This window comes from Armatimonadota bacterium, assembly GCA_025059775.1.
Lineage (GTDB): Bacteria > Sysuimicrobiota > Sysuimicrobiia > Sysuimicrobiales > Sysuimicrobiaceae > Sysuimicrobium.
In genome coordinates this window covers 14199-35951 of the sequence record JANXCW010000012.1, presented here as the reverse complement: position 1 = coordinate 35951, position 21753 = coordinate 14199, and the positions used below count along the sequence as shown (strand labels likewise).

Here is a 21753-nt window from a genome sequence, read left to right as displayed (position 1 = left end):
GGTTAGCTGCCCTCTACGGTTCCCATGAGCCACGACGCGAAAGCTGAGGAGCTGACCAGACACCGCACGAATCCCCGCGCGAGCCAGGGCCGCCGCAGCCCCCACTGCAGCAGTCGGCTGATGCGCCACATGGGCTGGAAGGCCCTCCGTCGGGCCCGTTCGTAGTCCGCGAGCGCCTGCAGGCTCTGGGTGTGCAGGAACCGGTGGGCGAAGTCGGCGGCGAGTTCGGCGCTCCGAAGCCCCAGATACACGCCATGGCCCGTCATCGGGTCCACGGTGCCCGCGGCATCGCCCACCAGCAGCACCCCTGGAGCCCATGCCCGCCGCACCGCGAACCCGAGCGGGGCCACGCACGCGAAGGACGTTCGGGGTCGGGCGCCCCGCAGGAGGCGGTGCAGGGCGGGAAGGGCTTCACAGGCCAGGAAGAAGGCTCGGTGCGGGACTCGAAGCCGTCGCATCATTCCCTGGGGCAGAGCGGCCACCACGTTTCCCACGCCGTTGCCGTACAGGGCCGCTCCTACATACCACCCAGGCCCCACGTAGAGATCTCCGCGCGGATGGTGGTATCCCAGTCCTTCGAAGTGCGCCCCGATGGTGATGCGGGGATGGGAGGGAGGCCGGACGGGGTGGATCGCCCGGGCCACCGCGGAGCGGAGTCCGTCCGCTCCTACCACGAGTCGAGCCTGCAGTCGCAGGGCACGATCTCCCGCCCGTGCCACGACGATCGGGGGGTTACCAGGAACCACCGCGCCTACCCGGACGCCCTCCAGGAGTTCCGCGCCTGCGCGCACCGCCGTCTGCACCAGGAGGTGGTCGAGCCGGACTCGGGGCAGCAGCAGGCCGGACCCCGTGGAAAACGGCATCCATCCGGAAGCCCCGTCCGGGCCCACAAGGAGGATTCCGTGGATCCGCACGCCCGCCGCCTGTACCGCACCTCCGAGGCCGAGCCGCTCCAACGCACGCACGGCCCCAGGGTTCAGGTACTCCCCGCACGGTTTCGGCCTGGGGAAACGCGCCCGGTCCACCAGCAGCACACGCCAGCCCAGGCGACGAAGCTGGATCGCCGTACTGCTCCCCGCGGGGCCCGCTCCCACCACCACCACGTCAGCGTCCATTCTGCGTCTCCGGCCACCGCACGATGAGGCCCCGCTGGAACCGGTGGCGTCGCACCTCGGCGTCCTGCAGCCCCGCGGCGCGCACGAGGGCCTCAAGCTCCGGGAGGGTGTACGCCCGCAGCACGGATAAGGGGCCGTCGTGGCGGCTCAGAGGGCTGCGGCCCAGGATCCGCGTGTCCAGGAGCACGCCGAGGTACGCGGTCCAGGTCCGCAGCACGTCGTGCACCAGGTATCCGGCCGCTACCCGGTCCACCTCCCGCAGCACCTGGATCGCGCCCTCCCAGGGGAAGTGGTGGAGGGCGAGCCCGCAGAAGGCCACGTCCACGCTGCGGTCGGGAAACGGCAGGGCCCTGGCATCCGCCCGGATCAGGATCACCTCCGGCACATTGTGGACAAGCCTGCGGGCCACCGCCAGGACATCCGGATGGATGTCCAGAGCCAGGATCCGGAGTGAGATTCCCCGGGCCCGGGCCCAGCGGGCCATCTCTACGGGAAGGTCCGCGCTCCCCGTGGCCACGTCGAGGATCCGAAGGGGTCGATGCGGGATACGGCGGACAAACCGCGCGAGGTGGCGGAGCACCAGGGACCGCCCTCCGTACCAGCCGGGATGTCCGCCAGCAGTCCCTCGAACGCCACCGGGTCCTGTGCGGGCCCGTCGAGGAATTCCCGGGCCTCAAACCTGGGCGGTGCTCTCACCAGGGCACCAGCTTGCGCCCCCTTCGCAACGGAACCGTCACGGCCACAGGAGGCGTCAGGACGCTGCTTTCAGTTCCAGGAGCGTCCGTTGGAGGGATTGGAGGTCGAAGGTGGGCGGCCGGCAGGCGTGCCCCACGCACACGAAGGCCGCGGTCCTGCTGCCTGCATGCTTCGCCATGGGCCGGACCGGCGGGGGCAGGTCTTCGCCCGGCGCGTGCCGGCTTACGAGTTTGTCGGGGTGGAAGGTGTGCCACGCGGCCTCGAACAACTCCTGGACCTGGGGGTCCTCGCGGTCCCCTACGATTACCACGTGGGCACCGGGCTGGAGATGGCGGCTGAGCGCTAAGCTGTAGGTGGCCGCGAAATAGCCGTGAGCGGAGGCAGGGCGGGCGAACACCTCCAGTACCTCCTGGGCCCGTTCCCGGTACCGGGCTTCCCCCGTGAGGGTCGCGAGGTCCTGCAGGAACAAGGCCGCGGCGGCGTTGCCGCCGGGTGTGGGAGCGTCCTGTAGGGGCTTGTAGGGGACAGAGAGGGCGGGATCGCGAGAAGCGTCGCTGGGAACGTCAAAGTAGCCGCCCTCCACGGGATCCCAGTACGCCCGGTCCAGCAGATCCGCAATCGCCTGTGCGACGCGCAGGAGGTCAGCTTCCGCGGTGTACTGGTATGCCGCCACCAGCGCCCGGCCCAGGTGCACCTGGTCGTCCAGGGTGCGGGGGCCCGCGGGATCGTGGAGGGCGTGCGGGAATCCGCTCTCCTCTCGGTACCCCTCCCGGAGGAATCGCCGGAGGGCCCGCAGGGCCGCCTGCACGAACCGTGCTTCCCCGAGCATCTGGTGGGCGAGGAAGAGGGCCTGGATGGCCATCCCGTTCCAGCCGGCGTAGAGGGTACGATCCACGGCAGGCGCGGGCCGCCGCGCTCGGGCGCGCCGCAGCTTCTCCCTCGCGCTGCGCAAAAGGGCGTCCACGCGCCCGGGTTCCAGACGCAGCTCGCGGGCGATCTCCGGGATGTCCCGGGCGATCCACAGCACGTTGCGGCGGGGATCGTGCCGCATCTCCCCGGCCTCCTCGAGATCGAACCGGAGCCGCACCACCTGCATCTCCTCCGGATCCAGGACCGCGGCCGCCTCCTCCAGGGTCCAGGTGAAGTAGTCGCCGTCGTCCCCGGGGCCCACGTCCGCGTCCTGGCTGGCACCGAAGCCACCGTGCGGATCCTGGAGGACTTCCAGCAGGAACTCTGCCGTATCCAGCGCCACCTCCCGGAACCCCACATGTTCCAGGGCTGCCGCAGCCCGGGCGTAGGTGCTGAGCAGGGCCGCGTTGTCGTAGAGCATCTTCTCGAAGTGCGGCACGCACCAGCGGGCATCCGTGCTGTACCGGTGGAAGCCACCGCCCAGCTGGTCCCGCATCCCGCCCCGGGCCATGGCCTCCAGGGTGCGGGTCACTACCACCTCCATCCAGCCCTCCCGCCGGTACCACCACAGGTGCAGCAGGAGATCCAGAACCGGTGCATGCGGGAACTTGGGAGCGGACCCGAATCCGCCGTACCGGACGTCAAAGGCCCGGCTCGCCTCATCCAGGCACCGGTCCACGAGGTCCCAGGAGAGCGGCGCACGGCCCGTGGCGGTCTGCGCCCGGCGCAGGTCCTCCACGAGGCGTTTGGCGGACTCCACGGTGCGGTCCCGCTCCTTCCGGTACGTCTCCGCCACGCCCTGCAGGATCCGCTTCAGCCCCGGGAGTCCGTAGCGGTCTTCCTTGGGGAAATAGGTGCCGCCGTAGAAGACCTGCCCCTCCGGGGTGAGGAAAGCGGTGAGGGGCCAGCCGCTCTGTCCGGTAAGGGCGCTGACGGCGTTCTGGAACCGAACGTCGAGGTCCGGCCGCTCGTCCCGATCCACCTTGATGGGGACGAAGTGCGCGTTGATGATCCCGGCCACCTCCGGATCCTCGTAGGACTCATGGTCCATCACGTGGCACCAGTGACACCACGCGGCCCCGATGTCCAGCAGGATGGGCTTGTCCTCCCGACGCGCACGCTCGAAGGCCTCCTCGCACCACGGGTACCAGTCCACGGGCTGGTGCGCCGCAGCCCGCAGGTAGGGACTTTTGACATGGATCAACCGATTCACCATGTGCCTATTGTACCCGCACGCGCCGGTGAGAACCACAGGGATCTGCTTCAGAATTCTCTGCATTCGGATTCCGGGGACACATTTCTCGAAATCTAAGGAGGGACAGGGGGTTGTCCACGGCGTACTAAATGGGAAGGCAGGGAGGGTGCATATCGATGCAAAACCCTGAATGGGAGGTCGGCCATGGGGATCTACTACTGGTGCGATGAGGTGCCCATCAAGCCCGAGGATGTGGAGGAGGCCGAGTCCCTGATCGCCCGTCACGGCCTAGTGGGGTGCGTTCGGGTCTGGCGGGGCGAAGAACAGGCCGCGGTGATCATCTCCGCGGACAGCTACGGGTGGTCCACGTGCGAGCGCATCGATGGGCTGCTCCACGACCTCGCCGCCCGCGGTCTATTGGCCGAGGAAGTGGTCTTCGTCCCCTACCAGTTCGACACCTCCCGGGGCTACACGATCCTGCGCAACGGCACGGGCCTAATCGGTTCCGTGGACACAGGGGCCCTCATCCTAGAGGCCCCGTACCTCCCGCCAGGAGAGCATCAGATTACGGTTCGGGTCTTCGCGGACGGGAAGGGGCGGGCCATCTTCCTCCCCTCCGAGCACTGACCTCCGGCTAACGGGGCTGCTGGAGCTGCAGATAGCGGAGGCGCAGGTCCGCGATGTGCATCAGGAGTTCCCCAAGGGTTTCCCCGGGAAGTTTCCCCTGAAGGAGCTCCACCAGGGCGCTCGCGGCGTCCATGGCGAGCCGGGCCTGGTCCGGATCCGTCGGGCCCTTATCCGGATAGAGGCCCAGGTGAAGGCGGGCTTTGTGCACGAGGAGCTCCGCGCACCACGCCACCACCTCCGAGGCGGCGGCGAATTCCAGGGGAGCCAAGGGGCTCAGGTCCTCTTCCACGGTGCTCGCCTCCTCTCCTCCGTTTAGGGATGCGAAACGCCCCGTTCAGGGGCGGGCTGCGGCCGGGTGAACCACTGGAGCAGGGTCACGGCCCCAAAGCCCCCCGCTGCCACCAGATCCAGGGCGGTGGCCGGATAGATGAGCAGCAAGCCGCACAGGGTGAGGACCACCCGCTCCGGCCAGGTGGTCCGGCGCAGGAGCCATCCGTTCACCGCGGCGCTGAGGCTCACGAGCCCCAGGAGGGAGGTGAGGATCACCTTTGCGGCGACCTCCCAGGGGGCATGGAGCAGCAGGCCCATCCCCTCCGGGTGCACGGTGAACATGAGGGGAACCACGAAGGCGGGTAGGGTGTACTTCCACGCCATGAGCATGGTCCGGAAGGCGTTTCCGCCCGTGAGGGCAGAGGCCGCGAGCGGACTCAGTCCCACGGGCGGGGAAACCTCGGAAAGGATGGCGTAGTAAAAGATGAACATGTGGGCCGCCAGCTCGTGCACCCCCAGACGGATGAGGGCAGGGGCGATGATGGCCGCGGCGATGATGTACGTGGCGGTGATGGGCAGGGCAAGTCCCAGGATCCACAGAGCAATCCCCGCATAGAGGAGGGTGAGCAGCAACTGACCCTGGGCCAGGTCCACGATGATGCCCGAGAGCTTCAGCCCCAGCCCTGTGAGGGTGATGACCCCCACGATGATTCCTGCTACCGCGCAGGTCACGGCCACGGTGAGCACCTGCTTGGTGCCGTTCACGAGGGCGGCCACCAGAGGGGCGCCACCCACCTCCCACGCCCCCAGCCCCCGGAAGCCGGGTTCTTGGAGCCGCAAGGGAGGACCCGTATACGGTTCCCTCCACGCCCGCTCCGCGGCGGCCCCAAGCGCCGCACCGAGTGCCGCACACAGGGCCGCCGCCGGGAGGAACGAGGGCAGGGCCAGGAGGTTCCGGATGGCCGGGGTGAGGAGGAGGGCCAGGGCAGCCCCCAGGGTTCCCCCCACGAGCCGGCGGATCCCCACCGGCCAAGCCCGCGCGCCCGGGGCACGCCGCACGGCCACCAGGGCGGTCTCGGGGCGGAGGAGGCTGGTGAGGGCCGTGGTCACGATGCACCAGAATACCGCGGCGATGGCGGTGAATCCCCGCACCATGAAGAGGGGGATCAAAATCAGGGAGGCCAGCAGGTACCAGTAGCGGCCCGCTAGCCGCCAGGGGTTCTCTGAAGGGATCTCCACCTGCCGGAGGCCGAACCGTCGGACGTCCAGCTCGATCATGAGGAGGATGGAGAAGTAGTACAGCAGCGTGGGGACGATGGCGAGCACCATCACCTGCAGGTAAGAGATCTTCAGGATCTCCGCGATGAGGAAGGCCGCGGCCCCCAGGATGGGCGGGGAGATCACGGCGCCGATGCCGCCCGCGGACAGCAGTCCTCCCGCGGACTCCGGATCGTAGCCGCTGCGGCGCAGCAGGGGGTATGCGATGGCGCCCACGGTCACCGTGGTGGCCACCCCGCTTCCGGAGGGCCCGCCCAGGAGGAAGGAGGCCACCGTCACCGCCTGTCCCGCTCCCGCGCGGCGTCGCCCCATGAGGGCGAAGGCCAGGTCCACGAAGTACTTCCCGGCCCCCGATTGCTCGAGGAACGATCCGTAGAGGGTGAACAGGATGATGAAGCTCGCGGAGACGTCCAGGGGGACTCCGAAGATCCCCTCCAGTCCCACGTATAGGTGGCCGATCACCCGGTGGAGGTCGTAGCCTCGGTGGGTCCACGGTTCCGGGAGAAGGGAGCCGTAGAAGGCGTAGAGGAGGAAGGCCACCGCGAGGACCACGAGCGGCCAGCCCGTGGTCCGCCGGGTGGCCTCCAGGACCGCGAGGAGGGTGAGGGTGCCGAAGAGGAGATCGTAGACGTTGGGGACCACCTGACGGTACACGAAGCGCTCGAAGTCCCAGAACACCCACCCCAGCCCCAGGATGGAGAGGATCACCAGGAGCCAGTCCACGGGGTGCACGCCACGTCGTGCACCCTTCCACCCCGGATACAGCAGAAAGGTGAGCACCAGGACCAGCAACAGGTGGCGGGTGAGATGCAGTTGGCGGATGTAGGGAGCCTGGGCGGCCCACAGGTGGTAGAGGGAACCGACGAGGGCCAGGAGCGTCACCAGCCACCCCGTGGGTCCCCCCAGCTTTCGGGTAGCCCCCTCGAACCGCTCGAGGAGCTCCTCCACCTCGAGCCGCGGTGCCTCTGGGGCTTGCATCCCGGTCATCGTTCCTTCCCGCGGACCTGGAACCGGTTCCAGGCTAGCCGCAGCCGGGGGAGGGACACAACCCGGAGCTGAATCCGGTGTCCCTCCCGGCCGGCCGCCAGGGGAATGGCTCGACCGCCTACCACCAGCGTCCGCTCTCCCAGGGAAGTGGCGCGCACCACCACCTCGCCCACAGACACCCTCAGGCCTTCGATGGCCGCCCGGCCTGCCCGATACCGGATCCGCTGTGGAAGCCCGTAGTACTCCAGGGCGGCCTCTTGCTCGGCTTCCAGTCCGGTGAGCACGAGTCCGTTCGCGCCTGCCTGGAAGTGCTCCCACACCCATCCGCCGTAGCGGGAGTGGCGGTAGCGGAGGGAAAGGATCTCACCAGGCCTCAGCGGGAAGATCCCCACCACTCCCGGTTCGTCGAGATCCTGGACGAGGAGCGCGGGAACCGGCCAGAGCGCCAACGTGAGGAAAGCGAGGGCTCCAAAGAGGAGCACCCACCGGATCCGGAATTGGGGAATGCGGACGACCTGAGGAGGGAGCCGCTTCACCCATTCCTAGAAGGCGAGAGCGTCCATGCCCACCACCGCGAACAGGGCCACGAGGAGGATGGCGATGGGGATGCTGAAGATGGCCGCCACCACGGGACGCTCGTACCGGAGGTGCATGAAGTAGGCCATGATGAGGGCTGCCTTGAGGATGGCCATGCCCACGAGCCCCGTGATCAGCACGGGGCGGGGGAGGTGAATCAGGGTGATCCAGATCTCCGCCACGGTGACCACCAGCAGCCAGAACCAGGTGACCCCGTAGAGGGCGTATCCGTGCCCGGTGTGGCGTTCCTCCATGATCCTCCCCTCCTAGTGCGGGATGGCCGCGGGAACCGCGGGCGGGATCAGGTACATGAGGGTGAACACGAACACCCACACAAGGTCCACGAAGTGCCAGTAGAGCCCCGCGTTCTCGATGCGTTCCGCGTGGGCCACCGGGTCCACGGGGACGGGCGCAGGGGGAGCCTCCTCCACCACCTCCACCCACTCCACGGGGACCATGTCCGCGGCGTTCGGACCCTTCTCCGGGACCAGCACCACCACCTTCCCCCACTGCGGGTGGACCTGCTCCACCACCAGCTCCGGTCGCTGCGGGAGGTGCAGGAGTCGCACCCGGGCCCCGGGATCGATGCGCCGGCCGGCTTGGTCCCGCACTGTCCGCTCCCAGGCCTCCAACCGCCGTCGCTCCCGCCGGGTCTTGAGGAGCACGGCGGAGAGGTAGAGGACCCCGCTGGTCACGTGCCCGCCGTGGAACCCCGTGATGATGAAGAAGGAGGCGCTGAAAGCCGGGATGCCCCATGGATTCCTGGAGAGCCGTGCGCCTTCCTGGATGAAGTGGGTCCACTCCACCGCCTGCATCCCGAGGAAGGTGAGGCCGCCGAGGATGGTCAGCAGGAGGAAGCGCTCCGCGATGCGCCGGTCTCCCCGACGGGCCGCGTGCACCGCCACCGCCATGGTGGCGCTGCTGCAGATGAGGATGAAGGTCATGGTGCCCACGAACCCGATGCGGAAGATCTCCGCGGCATTGGGCCAGGCCCCGGCGCTCATCCGCACCGCGCCGTAGGCCACGAGCAGCCCCCCGAAGGTGAAGGCGTCCGAGAGGAGGAAGATCCACATCATGAACTTCCCCCAGCTCATGCCGAAGGGCGAGACCCCGCCCGCCCAGGCGTCCACGGTCTCCGCTTCGACGCGCTCTAGGGTCCGCACGGCTTCCGCCACGGTCCGACCTCCTTACAGGAACAGGACGGCAAAGAGGTACACCCAAAGCCCTGCCAGGAAGTGCCAGTACACCGCGAAATCCCCCACCCGTTCCGGGTCCACCTGTCCGCGCCTTGCATTCCGCACCAACGCCCCGAACCAAGCCACTCCCCCCAGGAGGTGGACGGCGTGGGCCCCCGTCAGGAGGTAGAAGTATGCCGCATGCGGGCTCGTGGCCAGGTGAACCCCTCGGTGCAGGAGGCTCCACCACGCGCCGGCCTGTGCGGCGAGGAACCCCACCCCGAGGACCAGGGAGCTCCGCAGCCTCCCGTAGAAGGCCTGCCTCCGATCCCCGCGCAGCACGGCCCGGGCCCGTTCCAGCAGGAGGCTGCTGGTGAGGATCAGCGCGGTGCTCGCCCATAGGATGCCGGGCGTTCGGACCGGTCCCCACTCCAGGCCCTCCCGCCGGGCGAGAAGAGCGCTGGTGAGGCCCAGGAAGAAGATGGCCACAGCTCCCACCAGGAGCCACACGCCAACCCGCGTGGCGACGCGGGGAGCGGGCGGAGGGCCGCCCCATCCGCGATCATCCCGGGGTGGCGGGGCTTGCGGGGGCGGAGGGCGTTTTTCGACCGCGACGGCCATCAGTGCTTGACCTCCACGCCGGCCTCCACGGGGCTCAGCCACTGCGGGAGGTAGTCCTCCGGTGCCCCCGGTACGCTGTACTCATATGGCCCCCGGTACACCCGGGGGGCCTCTCCGTGCCAGTTCCCGTGCGGCGGAGGACTGTCCGCGTACCACTCCAGGGTGGTGGCCCGCCAGGGGTTGCGGTCCGCCCGGCGCCCGTTCACAAGGCTTCCGAACAGGTTGTAGGCGAACACTAACCCCCCGATGAAGATGAGGAAGGCGCTCAGGGTGATGAAGACCTGCACGGGCTGCAGCTTCGCCAGGTACGGAAAGGCCTGGTAGTTGTAGATGCGGCGGTGCATGCCCGCAAGCCCCAGGTAGTACATGGGGAAGAAGGTGCCGTACACGCCCAGGATGCTGAGCCAGAAGTGCCATCGGCCCAGCCGCTCGTCCATCATCCGGCCGAACATCTTCGGAAACCAGAAGTAGGTTCCCGCGAAGATGCCGAACAGAGCCGCCACTCCCATCACCAGGTGGAAGTGTCCCACGACGAAGAAGGTGTCGTGGAGCGGGATATCTACGGCGGCGTTGCCCAGGAAGATCCCCGTGAGCCCGCCCGCCACGAAGGTGCTCACAAAGCCCAGGGCGAAGAGCATGGCTGTGCTGAAGTAGAGCTTCCCTCGCCACAGGGTCACCAGCCAGTTGAAGGTCTTCACCGCGCTGGGGGTCCCGATGAGGAGGGTGGTGATGGCGAACCCCGTGCCCAGCAGGGGATGCATCCCGCTCACGAACATGTGGTGGCCCCAAACGAGGAAGCTCAACACCGTGATGGCCACCATGGAGCCCACCATGGCGGGATACCCGAAGATGGGCTTGCGGGCGAAGTTGGCGAGGACGTCCGAGACGATGCCCATGGGGGGCAGGATGACGATGTAGACCTCTGGGTGCCCGAAGAACCAGAAGAGGTGCTGCCAGAGGAGCGGATTCCCACCCGTGTGCCGGATCACCTCCCCGCCCACCACCAGCCCCGCGGGCACGAAGAAGCTGGTGCCCGCGTGCCGGTCGAACAGCAGGAGGATTCCTGCCGCCATGAGCACGGGAAAGGTCAGCAGGGCCAGGATGGCCGCGAGGAAGATCCCCCAGATGGTGAGGGGCATCCGTCCCAGACGCATGCCGGGGGTGCGCATCACCAGGATGGTGGTGATGTAGTTCAGGGAGCCCAGGAGCGATGAGACACAGAAGATGGCGATGGACACGAGCCACAGGCTCTGGCCGAGCCCTGAGCCCGGTGCCGCCTGCGGGAGGGCGCTGAGGGGCGGGTAGGCGGTCCAGCCGGCGTTGAGGGGTCCGCCCGGCACGAAGAAGCTGGCAAGCAGCACCAGGGCGGAGAGCAGGAATACCCAGTACGAGAGCATGTTGATGAAGGGGAAGGCCATGTCCCGGGCCCCGATCTTGAGGGGCACGAGGAAGTTGGCAAACCCCCCGAGCAGGGCCGGGGTGAGCACGAAGAAGACCATGAGGGTGCCGTGCATGCTCACCGCCGCGAGGTACTGATCCGCCTGCAGGATGCCGCTCTGGGGCCACGCCAGGTTCACCCGCATGGCCATGGCAAGTGCTCCGCCGATGAACAGCATCACGAAGGAGGTAAGTAGGTACTGGATCCCGATGACCTTGTGGTCCTGACTGAAGACGTACCGGGTCCAGAAGCTCTCCCGGTGGGCCTCGTGCACGGTGTGTTCGAGTGCGGCCGCCATGGGCGCCCTCCTATCGTCTCCCGGTCTGCCGGCGCAGCCAGCGATCGAACTCCTCCTGGGTCACCACCCGCACCTGCCCGTACATGGTGTAGTGGCCTACCCCGCAAAGCTCCGCGCAGGCGATGTCAAAGGTGCCCGTGCGGGTTGGGGTAAGCCAGAGCTCTGTTGTTCGGCCCGGCAGGAGGTCCTTCTTCAGCCGGAAGGAGGGGACCCAGAAGCTGTGCTGGACGTCCCGGGTCCGCAGGAGGATGTGCGCGGGCCGGTTCACCACCAGGTAGATCTCGCTGCTGGTGACGTCATCCCTCGCGGCGGGATCCCGGGGATCCACGTTAAAGGGCTGCGGAATCCGGGGATCCACCCGGCCGAGCTTTCCATCCGGGCCCGGGTAACGGGCTGACCAGCTGAACTGCTGTCCCCGGATCTCGATGAGGAAGGCGTCTGGAGGAGGGGAAGCGTGCAGCCGGGACCAGGTCACCATCCCCGCCACGCTGAGACCCACCAGGACCGCGGCGGGCACCGCGGTGTAAAGGACCTCCAGGGGGGTGCTGTGGGGGAAGTAGTGCGCCCGGGGCTGTCCCCGGGTGCGGTATCGGATCACGAAGTAGCCCAGAAGCGCGTGGACGAGCAGGAAGGCGGCGCCCGTCACCCCCAGGGTGATCTCGAGGAGCTGGTCGATGCTGGCCCCCTCCCGGGCAGCCAGGGGAGGAAGCCACCAGGCGTGGCGGGCGTACAGGGTGGCCGCCACCGCGGCCAGCATGAACAGCCAGAACAGGAGCCCCAATCCGATTCCGGAGCCCGCGGTCCGCTCCAGGGGATTTGGGGAACGCTCCGGGGAAGGGGCCGGTGTCCCGTGTGCCATCTCCCGCTCCGTTCTGTACAGCAGAAGGGCCGGGGATCCGGCCTACCGCCTGGATCACCCGACCTCGCCCTCAGTATAGACCAGTTTACCCTATGTACACCAGACGGGGCTAGTATGCGCTCCACCGGGCCTTTCGAGCCTCCCACAGGTCCTCGTTTGCCTTGAGGGCGCAGTAGAGCCACACGAGGGGCGCGAGCAGCCCGCCGGAGAGGAACGCGAGCGCCGCGAGGGCCACGAAGTGCGCCCAAAGGCCCATGGCGAGGTACCAGAAGGGCCCGAGCACCGCGGCCGCCCAGTTCCACGAGAGCCGCGGAGGGGGGATCCGGTCCCCGAGGTCTTCCTGGAGGCTCATGCGGGGGAAGGGGAGGGAGGCCTCGCTGAGGGAGCGCAGGAGGTCCTCCCAGGTGCTTTGCCAGCTGGGGGCCAGCAGCCTCCACCCCACGTAGACCGCCCCGCCCATCACCCCTAGGGCGATGAGGACGCCGAAAAGGGTCGCGGCCATGGAACGCTCCTCGTCTCAGACAGTATCGGGTTCATTGTGCACCGGTTTCGGGCCTGCGTCCAGAAGCCCCGGTCGCCTTGACCCGGAAGGGGCTCCTGGTATACTCAGCAGTGGTTGGGCGGGTGCCCGAGTGGACAAAGGGGGCTGACTGTAGATCAGCTGGCGGAATGCCTTCGGAGGTTCGAATCCTTCCCCGCCCACCAGAGGAGTGCGGAGCGGGAGTAGCTCAATGGTAGAGCCCCAGCCTTCCAAGCTGGTGGTGCGGGTTCGATTCCCGTCTCCCGCTCCAGAATAGGGAATACGAGCCCCATCCGGGACGGACGCAGAGGGAGTCATGGCGCACCTTCTCGATGGACAGCAACTGGCGGCCCGCGTGGAGCAGGAGGTCCGGGAGCAGGTGGAAACCTTCGTGCGCACGCAGGGCATCACCCCATGCCTTGCGGCCATCCTCGTGGGGAACAACCCCGCCAGTGCGGTCTACGTGCGGAACAAGACCAGGGCCGCGGGGCGGGTGGGCATCCGTTCGGAGACCTTTCACCTTCCGGAGGAGACCACCCAGGCGGAGGTCCTGGAGCTGGTGGATCGCCTGAACGCACGGTCGGATGTGCACGGCATCCTGCCGCAGATGCCCATGCCCCCCCAGATCGATCCGGAGGCCATCTTCGAGCGGCTCGACCCCCGAAAGGATGTGGATGGCCTGAGCCCCTACAACACCGGCCGTCTGGCCCTGGGCCGACCGCACCTGGTGCCCTGTACTCCCCTCGGGATCCTGGCCCTGATCCGCCAGACCGGCATCTCCCTAGTGGGCAAGCACGCGGTGGTCCTAGGACGCAGCAGCCTTGTGGGCAAACCCACGGCCCTGTTGCTTCTCGGGGAGCACGCCACCGTCACTCTGTGCCATTCCCGCACGGAAAACCTGGGGGAGTACACGCGCCGAGCCGACGTGCTCGTGGTGGCCGTGGGGCGGCCGCGCCTGGTGACCGCGGAGATGGTAAAGCCCGGGGCTGTGGTCATCGACGTGGGCATCAACCGGGTGGACGGGCGCCTGGTGGGCGACGTGGACTTCGAGGGCGTGCGGGAGGTGGCGGGCTGGATCACCCCGGTCCCCGGCGGGGTGGGGCCCATGACCATCGCCATGCTCCTCCGCAACACCCTGCAGGCCGCCCAGCTCCAGGTGGCCGCGGACGTCCCGGTCCCATGACCTACCAGCAGGCACTGGCCTGGCTCGAGGGCCTGCTCAACTACGAGCGGGTCCCCCTGCCCTATGCCCAGATCAAGCTGAACCGCATCCGAGCGCTCCTCCACCGCCTCGGCAATCCGCACACCTCCCTGCGCACGGTGCTGGTGGCGGGCACGAAGGGCAAGGGGAGTACTGCGGCCATGATGGCCGCGATCCTGCGGGAGAGCGGGGAGCGGGTGGGACTGTACTCCAAGCCCCACCTCGTGGACTTCCGGGAGCGGATCCGGGTGGGGGATGTGCTGATCCCGGAGGAGACCCTCGCGGGCCTGGTGGAGGAGGTGCGCCCCGCGGTGGAGGCGGGGGATGCAGACCCCTGGGGACGGGCCACCTACTTCGAGGTCTCCGTGGCCCTGGCCCTCCTGCACTTCCTCCGGGAGCGGGTGGACCGGGCCATCCTGGAGGTGGGAATCGGTGGACGCCTCGATGCCACCAACGTGTGCGACCCCGATCTCTCCGTCATCACGCCCATCTCTTACGACCATATGGACGTGCTGGGCAGCACCCTGCGGGAGATCGCCTCTGAGAAAGCGGGGATCATCCGGCCGGGGGGCACGGTGGTGACCGCGCCGCAACTTCCGGAGCCCTGGGAAGTCCTCCAGGAGCGGTGTCAGGAGCTGGGGGCTTGTCTCCTCGAGGTAGGCCGGGACGTGCACTACGAGATCCGACGGGTGGGGCTGGACGGCGTGGATTTCACAGTGCAAACCCCTCTTGGCCGGTACGAGGACCTCCACGTGCCCCTGCTGGGGCGGCACCAGGCGGTGAACGCCGCGGTGGCCGTCGCCGCGGTGGAGGAGCTGCTGCGTGGGGAGGGACGGAGGGTGGAACTGGAAGCGGTCCGTGCGGGGCTCTCGCGCCTGTCCTGGCCTGCCCGGCAGGAGCTCCTGAACCTCCGGCCTGCCATCCTGGTGGACGTGGCCCACAACCCCGCCAGCATGGCGGCCCTCCGGGACACCCTCCGGGAGCTGTTCGGAGGACGGCGGGTGATGCTGGTTTTGGGGATGATCGCCACCCACGATCCGGATCCCGTGGCCCAGCTCATCGTCCCGCTGGCGGAGGAGGTTATCGCCACCACCCCTCGGGATCCCCGGGCCCTCTCCGCGGACGCCCTCGCGGAGGTGGCGCGGCGGTACACCTCCCGGGTCCGGAGCCTGTCGGATCCGCAGGAGGCTCTCGCCAGCGCCCTGCGTCGGCTGGGGGAGGACGACGTCCTGGTGGTCACCGGTTCCTTCTACCTCGCGGGTCCCCTCCGGGAAGCACTGCTCAGCCGCCTGCGCTCCCCGGTTCCCTAGGTCTTAGCCCCGACGCCTCTGCAGGCGGTATGATGGGGGGTGATGTGGGTGGACGTACTGGTGGAGGCCATCCTCGCGGAGCGCCCGGCACCCTATGTGGTGAACGACTCCTGGACGCCCTCCGGCCTCGTGCACGTGGGGTCCCTGCGGGGGGTCATCCTCCACGATGCCCTCGTTCGGGGACTCCGGGAGCGGGGTGCGGAGGTCCGGTTCCTGTACGGATTTGACGACTACGATCCCTTGGACGCGGTTCCCGCGGGGCTCCCGAAGGAGTTCTTCGTGCCGCACCTGGGCAAGCCCCTGAGTGAGGTGCCGTGGGTGGATGGGACCGCGGCGAGCTTCGCCCAGCGCTACATCTCGGAGTTCGAGGCCATCATCCGGGCGGTGGGAGGGGGGTGCACGTTTTACCGCACCAGTGACCTCTACCGGTCGGGCCAGTTTGACGGAGCCCTGCGGGTGGTGCTGGACCGGGCGGAGGAGATCGTACGCATCGAGCGGGAGATCACAGGCAGCACGCGGGCGGAGCGGCACCCGGTACAGGTGGTGTGCGAGGCGTGCGGCCGCATCGCCACCACGGTGGTGCTCGGTTGGAACGGCGCGGAGGTGGCGTACGAGTGCCGGCGGGATAAGGTGACGTGGGCCAGGGGCTGCGGGTATCGGGGCCGCCGTTCCCCCTTCCGGGGCGGGGCCAAGATGACCTTCCGGACGGAGTGGGCCGCCAAGTGGTGGCTCTTCGGGGTCCGGGTAGAGGGGGCCGGGAAGGACCACATGACCCGGGGAGGCAGCCACGACACCGCCTCCGCGGTGGCCCACCGGATCTTCGGGATCACCCCCCCCTTTCCCATCCCCTACGAGTGGATCTACGTGGGGGGCAAGAAGATGTCGGGGAGCGCGGGAAGAGGCACTCCTGCCCGGGATCTCCTGGAGGTGCTGCGACCGCAGTTGGTGCGGTTCCTCCTGGTGCGGGCCCACCACCGCACCGCCATCGAGTTCGATCCCGGCGGGGAGACCGTTCCCCGGCTCTACGACGAGTACGACCGGGCAGCGGCCGCGTACTTCGGGGAACTGCGGCCCAGGACTCCCGGGGAGGCGGAGGATCTCCGGGACCTTGCCCGCACCTTCCGCTACGCCTGGCTTGACGACACACCCCCGCAGCCCTTTTACCGGCCCCGGTTCGCGAAGCTCGCCTACCTCGTGCAGATGCCGCACGTGGATCTTGAGGCCGCGGTGGCTCGGGAGAAGGGAGCCCCTTTGACGGAACGGGACCGGGAGGAGCTTCAGGCGCGGGTGCTGGATGCCAGGCGATGGCTTGCGCGGTGGGCGCCGGATCGCTACCGGTTCACGATCCAGCCCCGGCTCCCGGAGGCCGCACGGGAGCTTTCGCCCGCGCAACGCACCCTGCTCGCGCGGCTTGCGGATTTCCTGGAGCAAGAGGAACCGACGGGCGAAGCGGTGCAGGCCCGGATCCACACCCTGAAGGCCGAGCTGGGGCTCTCCCCCGAGGAGGCCTTCGGCGCTATTTACTGGAGCGTTCTCGGCAAACCCAGCGGGCCACAGGCGGGGTGGATGCTGGCGGCTCTGGACCGCCAGTTCGTAGTGCAGCGCCTGCGGGAGGCGAGCCAGGCGGTGCCGGCTCCTGCGTCTTAGGGAAGATGGGGGATCGGTGTGTGGTGGTGTGCACGGTGCGGATCGGGCCGTCTCACGAGGCCATGATCCGGGCCGTGGACAGCCGGGTGGAATTGCGCGTGGTGCCCCGTCCTGAAGCCCTGGACCACGCGGCGGAGGCGGAGGTGTGGGTGGGGTGGGACCTGCCGGAGGAAGCCCTGGAACGGGCCGACCGGCTGCGTTGGGTACACTCCACCGCCGCGGGGGTGGAGAACCTGCTCCCGAAGCTCGCGGGCCGGGGCCTCCTCCTCACAAACAGCCGGGGCATCCATGCCATCCCCATGGCGGAGCACGTGCTCGGATGCCTCCTGGTGTTCGCCCGCAACCTCCACCTGGCGTTCCGCCACCAGCTCCACCGGCGGTGGCAACCGGAGCCGGGCGGGGAGCTGTGGGGCGCGACCGTGGGGATCCTGGGCCTCGGGGCCATCGGACAGGAGGTGGCCCGACGGTGCCGGGCCTTCGGTGCTCGGATCGTGGGTCTGCGACGCGTCCCCGCACCGGTGCCTGGAGTGGAGGAGGTCTACGGGCCCGAGGGGCTGGAGACGGTCCTCCGGGTCTCGGACTACGTGGTGCTGGCACTCCCACTCACCCCGCAGACCCGGGGGCTCCTCGGAGCGCGGGAACTGGGGTGGATGAGACCTGGGGCGGTGCTCGTCAACGTGGGCCGGGGAGCCCTGGTAGACGAGCGGGCGCTGGTGGAAGCCCTCCGGGCGGGGAGGCTGCGGGGCGCGGCCCTCGACGTCTTCGAGACCGAGCCGCTTCCCCCCGACCACCCCCTGTGGGACCTTCCCAACGTTCTGATCACCCCGCACATCTCGGGCAACTCCCCCCGGTACATGGACCGGGCCATCCCGTTGTTCTGCGAGAACCTCCGCCGCTACCTTCGAGGAGAGGGGTTGCGGAACGTCGTAGATCCGGAGCTGGGATACTGACCGCGAGGGGGAAGGAGGCACAGGATGAGGGTCTACCCGGTAGAGCGCATCCGGAACGTGGCGGTGGTGGGGCACGGTGGGGTGGGGAAGACCAGCTTGATCGAGGCCCTGCTGTACACCTCCGGGGCCGTGGAGCGCATGGGGCGGGTGGACGAGGGGACCGCCACCACGGATTACGATCCCGAGGAGGTCCGGCGGAAGATGACCATCAACCTGGCCACCGCCCCGTTGGAATGGAAGGAGCACAAACTGAACCTCCTGGACACGCCCGGGTACCCGGATTTCATCGGGGAGTGCCACGCGGCCCTGCACGTGGCGGATGCGGCCCTGTTCGTGCTGGACGCGGTGGCGGGCATTCAGGTACAGACGGAGAAGCTGTGGAAGGTGGCGGACAGCAGGAGCCTTCCGCGGTTCGTGTTCCTCAACCGGATGGACCGGGAGAACGCCCACTTCGAGCGGGTTACGGAGCAGCTGCGGGAGCGGTTCGGGCCGCACATCGTTCCCCTTCAGGTCCCTGTAGGCCGGGAAGGGGGGTTCCGGGGGGTTGTGGATCTGGTGACGCTGCAGGCGTACCTGGTGGAGGAGGGGAGGCTCCGCGTCGCGGAGCCTCCTTCGGAGGTCGAGGAGGAGATCCGGCGGTGGCGGGAAGTGCTCGTGGAGGAGGCTGCAGAAGGCGAGGATACCCTGCTGGAGAAGTACCTGGAGGCCGGGGAGCTCAGCCCGGAGGAAATCCTCCGGGGCCTGCGCTCGGGCGTCGGATCTGGCCGGGTGGTGCCCGTGGTATGCGGGGCGGCGCTGGCCAACGTGGGCACGCACCCGCTTCTGGACGTCCTGGTAGCCCTCGCGCCACACCCCGGGGAGCGGAAGGCAGAGACGGAGTCCGGGGAGCTGCTTGCCGCGGAAGCCGCGGGCCCGCTGGCGGCCGTGGTGTTCAAGACCATGGCGGATCCCTACGTGGGCCGGCTCTCCTACCTCCGGGTGTACTCCGGGACCCTGCGGGCCGACAGTCAGGTCTACAATGCCACGAAGGAAAGACCGGAGCGCATCGGGCCCCTCTACGTCCTGCGCGGGAAGCAACAGATTCCGGTGCCGGAGCTGCCCCCGGGCGACATCGGGGCGGTGGCGAAGCTGTCGGAGACCCAGACCAACGACACCCTCTCCCAGCGGGATCGTCCGATCCGGCTGCGGCCCATTCCCTTCCCCAAACCCGTGATCTCCATGACCATCGAGGCGAAGACCCGACAGGACGAGGACCGGCTCGCCACGGTCCTGCCGCGTCTCGCGGAGGAGGATCCCACCCTGCACGTGGAGCACGATCCCGAGGCCAAGAAGACCGTGCTCGCGGGGATGGGGGAGTCCCACCTGGAGATCGTGGCGGACCGGCTCAGGCGGAAGTTCAACGTGGAGGTGCAGCTGGGGCGGCCCTACGTTCCGTACCGGGAGACCATCCGGAAGAAGGCCACCGCGGAGGGCCGCTACGTCCGACAGACGGGCGGGCGCGGGCAGTATGGGGTGTGCGTCCTCGAGCTGGAGCCCCTGCCGCGGGGAAGCGGCTACGAGTTCGTGGACCGGATCGTGGGCGGGGTGATCCCCCAGCAGTTCCGGCCCTCGGTGGACAAGGGTGTGCGCAAGGCCATGGAGGAGGGGATCCTGGCAGGGTACCCGGTGGTGGACGTGCGGGTGGCGTTGGTGGACGGGAAGACCCACCCCGTGGACTCCTCGGACATCGCCTTCCAGATCGCGGGCTCCCTGGCCTTCAAGAAGGCGGCGGAGCAGGCGGGGCTGATGCTTCTTGAGCCCATCATGCAGGTGGAGGTTACTACCCCGGACGACGTGGTGGGCGACGTGGTGGGGGATCTCAACGCGAAGCGGGCCCGCATCCAGGGCATCGAGCCCAAGGGGGACGGGACCACGGTGATCCGCGCCCAGGTGCCCATGGCGGAGATGCTGCGGTACGCCAGCGACCTCCGGGCCATCACGGGAGGAAGGGGGAGCTTCGAGATGAACTTCTCCCACTACGAGGAAGCTCCCCCGCACGTGGCCCAGAAGGTGATCGAGGAAGCCCAGCGACAGAAGCAGGCGGAGGAGGCCCGTTGACCAGTCAGGCCGGGTCCGGTAGCACCTTCACCAGGACCCTGCGGGTCCTGGGGCCGTCGAACTCCGCGAGGAAGAGTGCCTGCCAGCGCCCCAACACCAGCTCCCCGTCCCGCACGAACACAAAGGTGGTGTGGCCCACCAGGCTCGACTGGAGGTGGGCGGGGGAGTTCTCCTCCATATGACGGTAGGCGGGGTCTCCCCGTGGGGCGATGCGGCGCAGGAGCAGAAGCATGTCGTGGGCGACTCCGGGGTCCGCGTTCTCCTGAATGACAAGGCCGCAGGTGGTGTGCGGCACGTACAGAAAGGCGGTCCCGTTCCGGATGCGGCTTGCGCGCACCGCCTGCGTCACCTGGTCCGTGATCTCCACCAGGCATTCCCGCTGGGGGGTGCGCACCGTGAACTCGTGTACTCTCCCCTCCATAGGGTCTACTGGGAGTATAGCCCATCCGCGGATGCGGGATCCTCCGCCCGGAGAAACTGAGCCGTGAGGAGGCGGACCTCCTCCGGCAGATCCCGGACCGTTTCCTCCACCACGGCCCGCGCGATGCGCCTCCCGCACACCTCCGCGGCGTACGCCACCATGCGGGCAACTTGCTCCCGGTATTCCTCGATCCGCCGATGCACGGTTTGGGGAGAGGGTTCCTCCCCCTCCGTGGGGGGGAGGACGGGGATCACGGGGATCCGTTGCAGGAGGCCTTCCGTGAGGGGTCTTCCCGCGGTTCGCTCCAGGGCCTCCAGCAGCCGGAGGGTGAAGGCGTAGAAGGCCTTCGCGAGCTGCGCCAGCACTTGCACCGGGTCCGCGGCCCGAGGCTCAGGATGGTTGACCTCGGAGAGGGCTTGGTGGAGGGCGGAGCGTCCCCGCGTGGACCGAAGCAGCCCGCAGAAGGCGGCCACCACCCGGGGATCGAATTGACGGCCCTTCCCCTGCTCCAGCTCCCAGATGGCCACCTCCCAGGGGAGGGCGAGGCGGTAGGCTCGGTCCGAGGTCATGGCCTCGAAAGCGTCCGCCACCGCCAGGATGCGGCTCAGCAGCGGGATCTCCTCCCCGCGCAGGCCCGCGGGGTACCCCCTCCCGTCGTATCGTTCGTGCACGTGGCGCACCGCGTCCACGATCTCGGGATCGATTCCCGCGCTTGCGAGGATCCGGGCACCGATCAGGGCGTGCTCCTGCATCTCTGCCCGCTCCGCGGCGGTGAGGGGACTGGCCTTTAAGAGGATCTCGTCCCGCACGCCGAGCTTGCCGATGTCGTGCAGCAGCGCGGCCACTTGAAGGCGGTGCAGCGCCTCTGGATCGACCCCCAGGGTCCGCCCGATGGCCCCGGCAAGGACCCCGACCCGGCGACTGTGCCCCGCGGTGTAGGGGTCCCGGGCATCCACCGCCTCCGCGAGACTGGTGATCAGGCGCTCCTGCTCCCGCTGCAGCCGCGCTTGCATCTCCGCCCGGTCCAGTGCCAGGCCCACGATCCGGCCGTACGCGGAGAGGAGCTCGAGGAACTCGGGCTCAAAGGGCTGCGGCTCCGCGAAGTTCAGGTACACCAACCCCCATACCGCGTCACCTGGCCCCACGAACGGAACCGCCACGAAGGAGCCTACTCCGGACTGCACCACCTTGGGGCTCACCCCCGGATCCGCCCGGCAGTCACAAACCGCCAGGGCCCTTCGGGCGGAGAGCACCCGGTACGCAATCCCCGCGCTGCCCACGGGGATGGTCGGGCGGCGGATGGGGACGGGTCCACGGTGGGCCCGCAGCTCGAGGATCCGGTCCTCGGGACGGAACCGGAACACCGCCACGGAGACCGCGAGGGCGCTCAGCCCCTCCCCCACGCGGGCCAGGATCTCGTCGGGGTCCTGCGCCGCGCTGGCCCACTGGGCCGCCTGCAGTAGGTGCCCGGCGAGAGAGGAAAACGGCGGTACGGTTTCGGGAAGCTCCGGCGCCGTAAACACCTTCCCCTCCGTGGGGGAGGCAATGAGCAAAAAGAATGCC

The 21753-nt window shown here is 68.7% G+C and carries 19 protein-coding genes, 2 tRNA genes and 2 pseudogenes; 8 read left to right on the top strand and 15 right to left on the bottom strand.

Annotated features, from left to right (window positions below):
* Positions 1-2: 2 nt before the first annotated feature.
* The 4 genes and pseudogenes from N0A24_09505 to N0A24_09490 all read right to left on the bottom strand — a co-directional run bounded on the left by N0A24_09505 (position 3) and on the right by N0A24_09490 (position 3936).
* Complete coding sequence (locus tag N0A24_09505) at positions 3-1115, bottom strand: NAD(P)/FAD-dependent oxidoreductase (GenBank protein MCS7173593.1); 1113 nt, start codon at positions 1113-1115, stop codon at positions 3-5.
* Positions 1105-1695: a methyltransferase domain-containing protein gene (locus N0A24_09500; GenBank protein ID MCS7173592.1), complete on the bottom strand. Its 591-nt coding sequence runs from the start codon at positions 1693-1695 to the stop codon at positions 1105-1107. The genes N0A24_09505 and N0A24_09500 overlap by 11 nt, the downstream gene beginning before the upstream one ends.
* 844 nt (positions 1696-2539) lie before the next feature.
* Positions 2540-2665 (bottom strand): annotated as a pseudogene (locus N0A24_09495) (N-acetylmuramoyl-L-alanine amidase).
* 794 nt (positions 2666-3459) lie between these two features.
* Positions 3460-3936, bottom strand: a pseudogene (locus N0A24_09490) (thioredoxin domain-containing protein).
* A gap of 183 nt (positions 3937-4119) precedes the next feature.
* Here N0A24_09490 and N0A24_09485 point away from each other — a divergent pair.
* Positions 4120-4542, top strand: a complete 423-nt coding sequence (locus N0A24_09485) for a hypothetical protein (protein MCS7173591.1) — start codon at positions 4120-4122, stop codon at positions 4540-4542.
* A 7-nt stretch (positions 4543-4549) separates the two neighbouring features.
* Here the strand turns inward: N0A24_09485 and N0A24_09480 are convergent, their stop codons facing one another.
* The 9 genes from N0A24_09480 to N0A24_09440 all read right to left on the bottom strand — a co-directional run bounded on the left by N0A24_09480 (position 4550) and on the right by N0A24_09440 (position 12546).
* Positions 4550-4831: a hypothetical protein gene (locus tag N0A24_09480; protein MCS7173590.1), complete on the bottom strand. Its 282-nt coding sequence runs from the start codon at positions 4829-4831 to the stop codon at positions 4550-4552.
* A 23-nt stretch (positions 4832-4854) separates the two neighbouring features.
* A complete protein-coding gene (locus tag N0A24_09475; GenBank protein MCS7173589.1) occupies positions 4855-7077 on the bottom strand; it encodes a TRAP transporter fused permease subunit in 2223 nt (740 codons plus the stop codon).
* Positions 7074-7613: a hypothetical protein gene (locus N0A24_09470; GenBank protein MCS7173588.1), complete on the bottom strand. Its 540-nt coding sequence runs from the start codon at positions 7611-7613 to the stop codon at positions 7074-7076. The genes N0A24_09475 and N0A24_09470 overlap by 4 nt, the downstream gene beginning before the upstream one ends.
* Positions 7614-7619: 6 nt before the next feature.
* Positions 7620-7907 carry a cytochrome C oxidase subunit IV family protein gene (locus N0A24_09465; protein MCS7173587.1) on the bottom strand — a complete coding sequence of 96 codons (288 nt, stop codon included), beginning with the start codon at positions 7905-7907 and terminating at the stop codon, positions 7620-7622.
* 12 nt (positions 7908-7919) lie between these two features.
* Complete coding sequence (locus N0A24_09460; GenBank protein ID MCS7173586.1) at positions 7920-8828, bottom strand: cytochrome c oxidase subunit 3; 909 nt, start codon at positions 8826-8828, stop codon at positions 7920-7922.
* Positions 8829-8840: 12 nt separating this feature from the next.
* The gene (locus tag N0A24_09455) at positions 8841-9449 is read right to left on the bottom strand and encodes a cytochrome c oxidase subunit 3 (GenBank protein MCS7173585.1); all 609 of its coding nucleotides are present in this window, start codon (positions 9447-9449) and stop codon (positions 8841-8843) included.
* Positions 9449-11185 (bottom strand): cbb3-type cytochrome c oxidase subunit I, encoded by a 1737-nt coding sequence (locus N0A24_09450; protein ID MCS7173584.1) that lies wholly within the window; start codon positions 11183-11185, stop codon positions 9449-9451. Before N0A24_09450 ends, N0A24_09455 begins: the two co-directional genes overlap by 1 nt.
* Before the next feature lie 10 nt (positions 11186-11195).
* Entirely contained in the window at positions 11196-12044 is an 849-nt protein-coding gene (locus tag N0A24_09445; protein ID MCS7173583.1) for a cytochrome c oxidase subunit II, read from the bottom strand.
* Between the two features lie 109 nt (positions 12045-12153).
* Positions 12154-12546: a DUF2628 domain-containing protein gene (locus tag N0A24_09440; protein MCS7173582.1), complete on the bottom strand. Its 393-nt coding sequence runs from the start codon at positions 12544-12546 to the stop codon at positions 12154-12156.
* 116 nt (positions 12547-12662) lie between these two features.
* On the opposite strand from N0A24_09440, the gene N0A24_09435 reads away from it, so the two are divergent.
* From N0A24_09435 to fusA, 7 genes are all read left to right on the top strand, one after another.
* Positions 12663-12749, top strand: a tRNA-Tyr gene (locus tag N0A24_09435).
* A 12-nt stretch (positions 12750-12761) separates the two neighbouring features.
* Positions 12762-12835, top strand: a tRNA-Gly gene (locus N0A24_09430).
* Between the two features lie 45 nt (positions 12836-12880).
* Positions 12881-13747, top strand: a complete 867-nt coding sequence (gene folD / locus N0A24_09425) for a bifunctional methylenetetrahydrofolate dehydrogenase/methenyltetrahydrofolate cyclohydrolase FolD (protein ID MCS7173581.1) — start codon at positions 12881-12883, stop codon at positions 13745-13747.
* Positions 13744-15075: a bifunctional folylpolyglutamate synthase/dihydrofolate synthase gene (locus N0A24_09420; GenBank protein MCS7173580.1), complete on the top strand. Its 1332-nt coding sequence runs from the start codon at positions 13744-13746 to the stop codon at positions 15073-15075. Before folD ends, N0A24_09420 begins: the two co-directional genes overlap by 4 nt.
* Before the next feature lie 42 nt (positions 15076-15117).
* Positions 15118-16722 (top strand): lysine--tRNA ligase, encoded by a 1605-nt coding sequence (gene lysS / locus N0A24_09415; GenBank protein ID MCS7173579.1) that lies wholly within the window; start codon positions 15118-15120, stop codon positions 16720-16722.
* Positions 16723-16727: 5 nt separating this feature from the next.
* Positions 16728-17672, top strand: a complete 945-nt coding sequence (locus tag N0A24_09410; protein ID MCS7173578.1) for a D-2-hydroxyacid dehydrogenase — start codon at positions 16728-16730, stop codon at positions 17670-17672.
* A gap of 24 nt (positions 17673-17696) precedes the next feature.
* Entirely contained in the window at positions 17697-19769 is a 2073-nt protein-coding gene (gene fusA / locus N0A24_09405) for an elongation factor G (protein ID MCS7173577.1), read from the top strand.
* A gap of 4 nt (positions 19770-19773) precedes the next feature.
* Here fusA and N0A24_09400 read toward each other — a convergent pair whose 3' ends face one another.
* Both N0A24_09400 and N0A24_09395 read right to left on the bottom strand, forming a co-directional pair.
* Positions 19774-20163 (bottom strand): secondary thiamine-phosphate synthase enzyme YjbQ, encoded by a 390-nt coding sequence (locus N0A24_09400; protein MCS7173576.1) that lies wholly within the window; start codon positions 20161-20163, stop codon positions 19774-19776.
* A gap of 32 nt (positions 20164-20195) precedes the next feature.
* On the bottom strand, positions 20196-21713 hold the full coding sequence (locus N0A24_09395) for an HD domain-containing protein (GenBank protein ID MCS7173575.1): 1518 nt from the start codon (positions 21711-21713) through the stop codon (positions 20196-20198).
* Between the last annotated feature and the right edge of the window lie 40 nt (positions 21714-21753).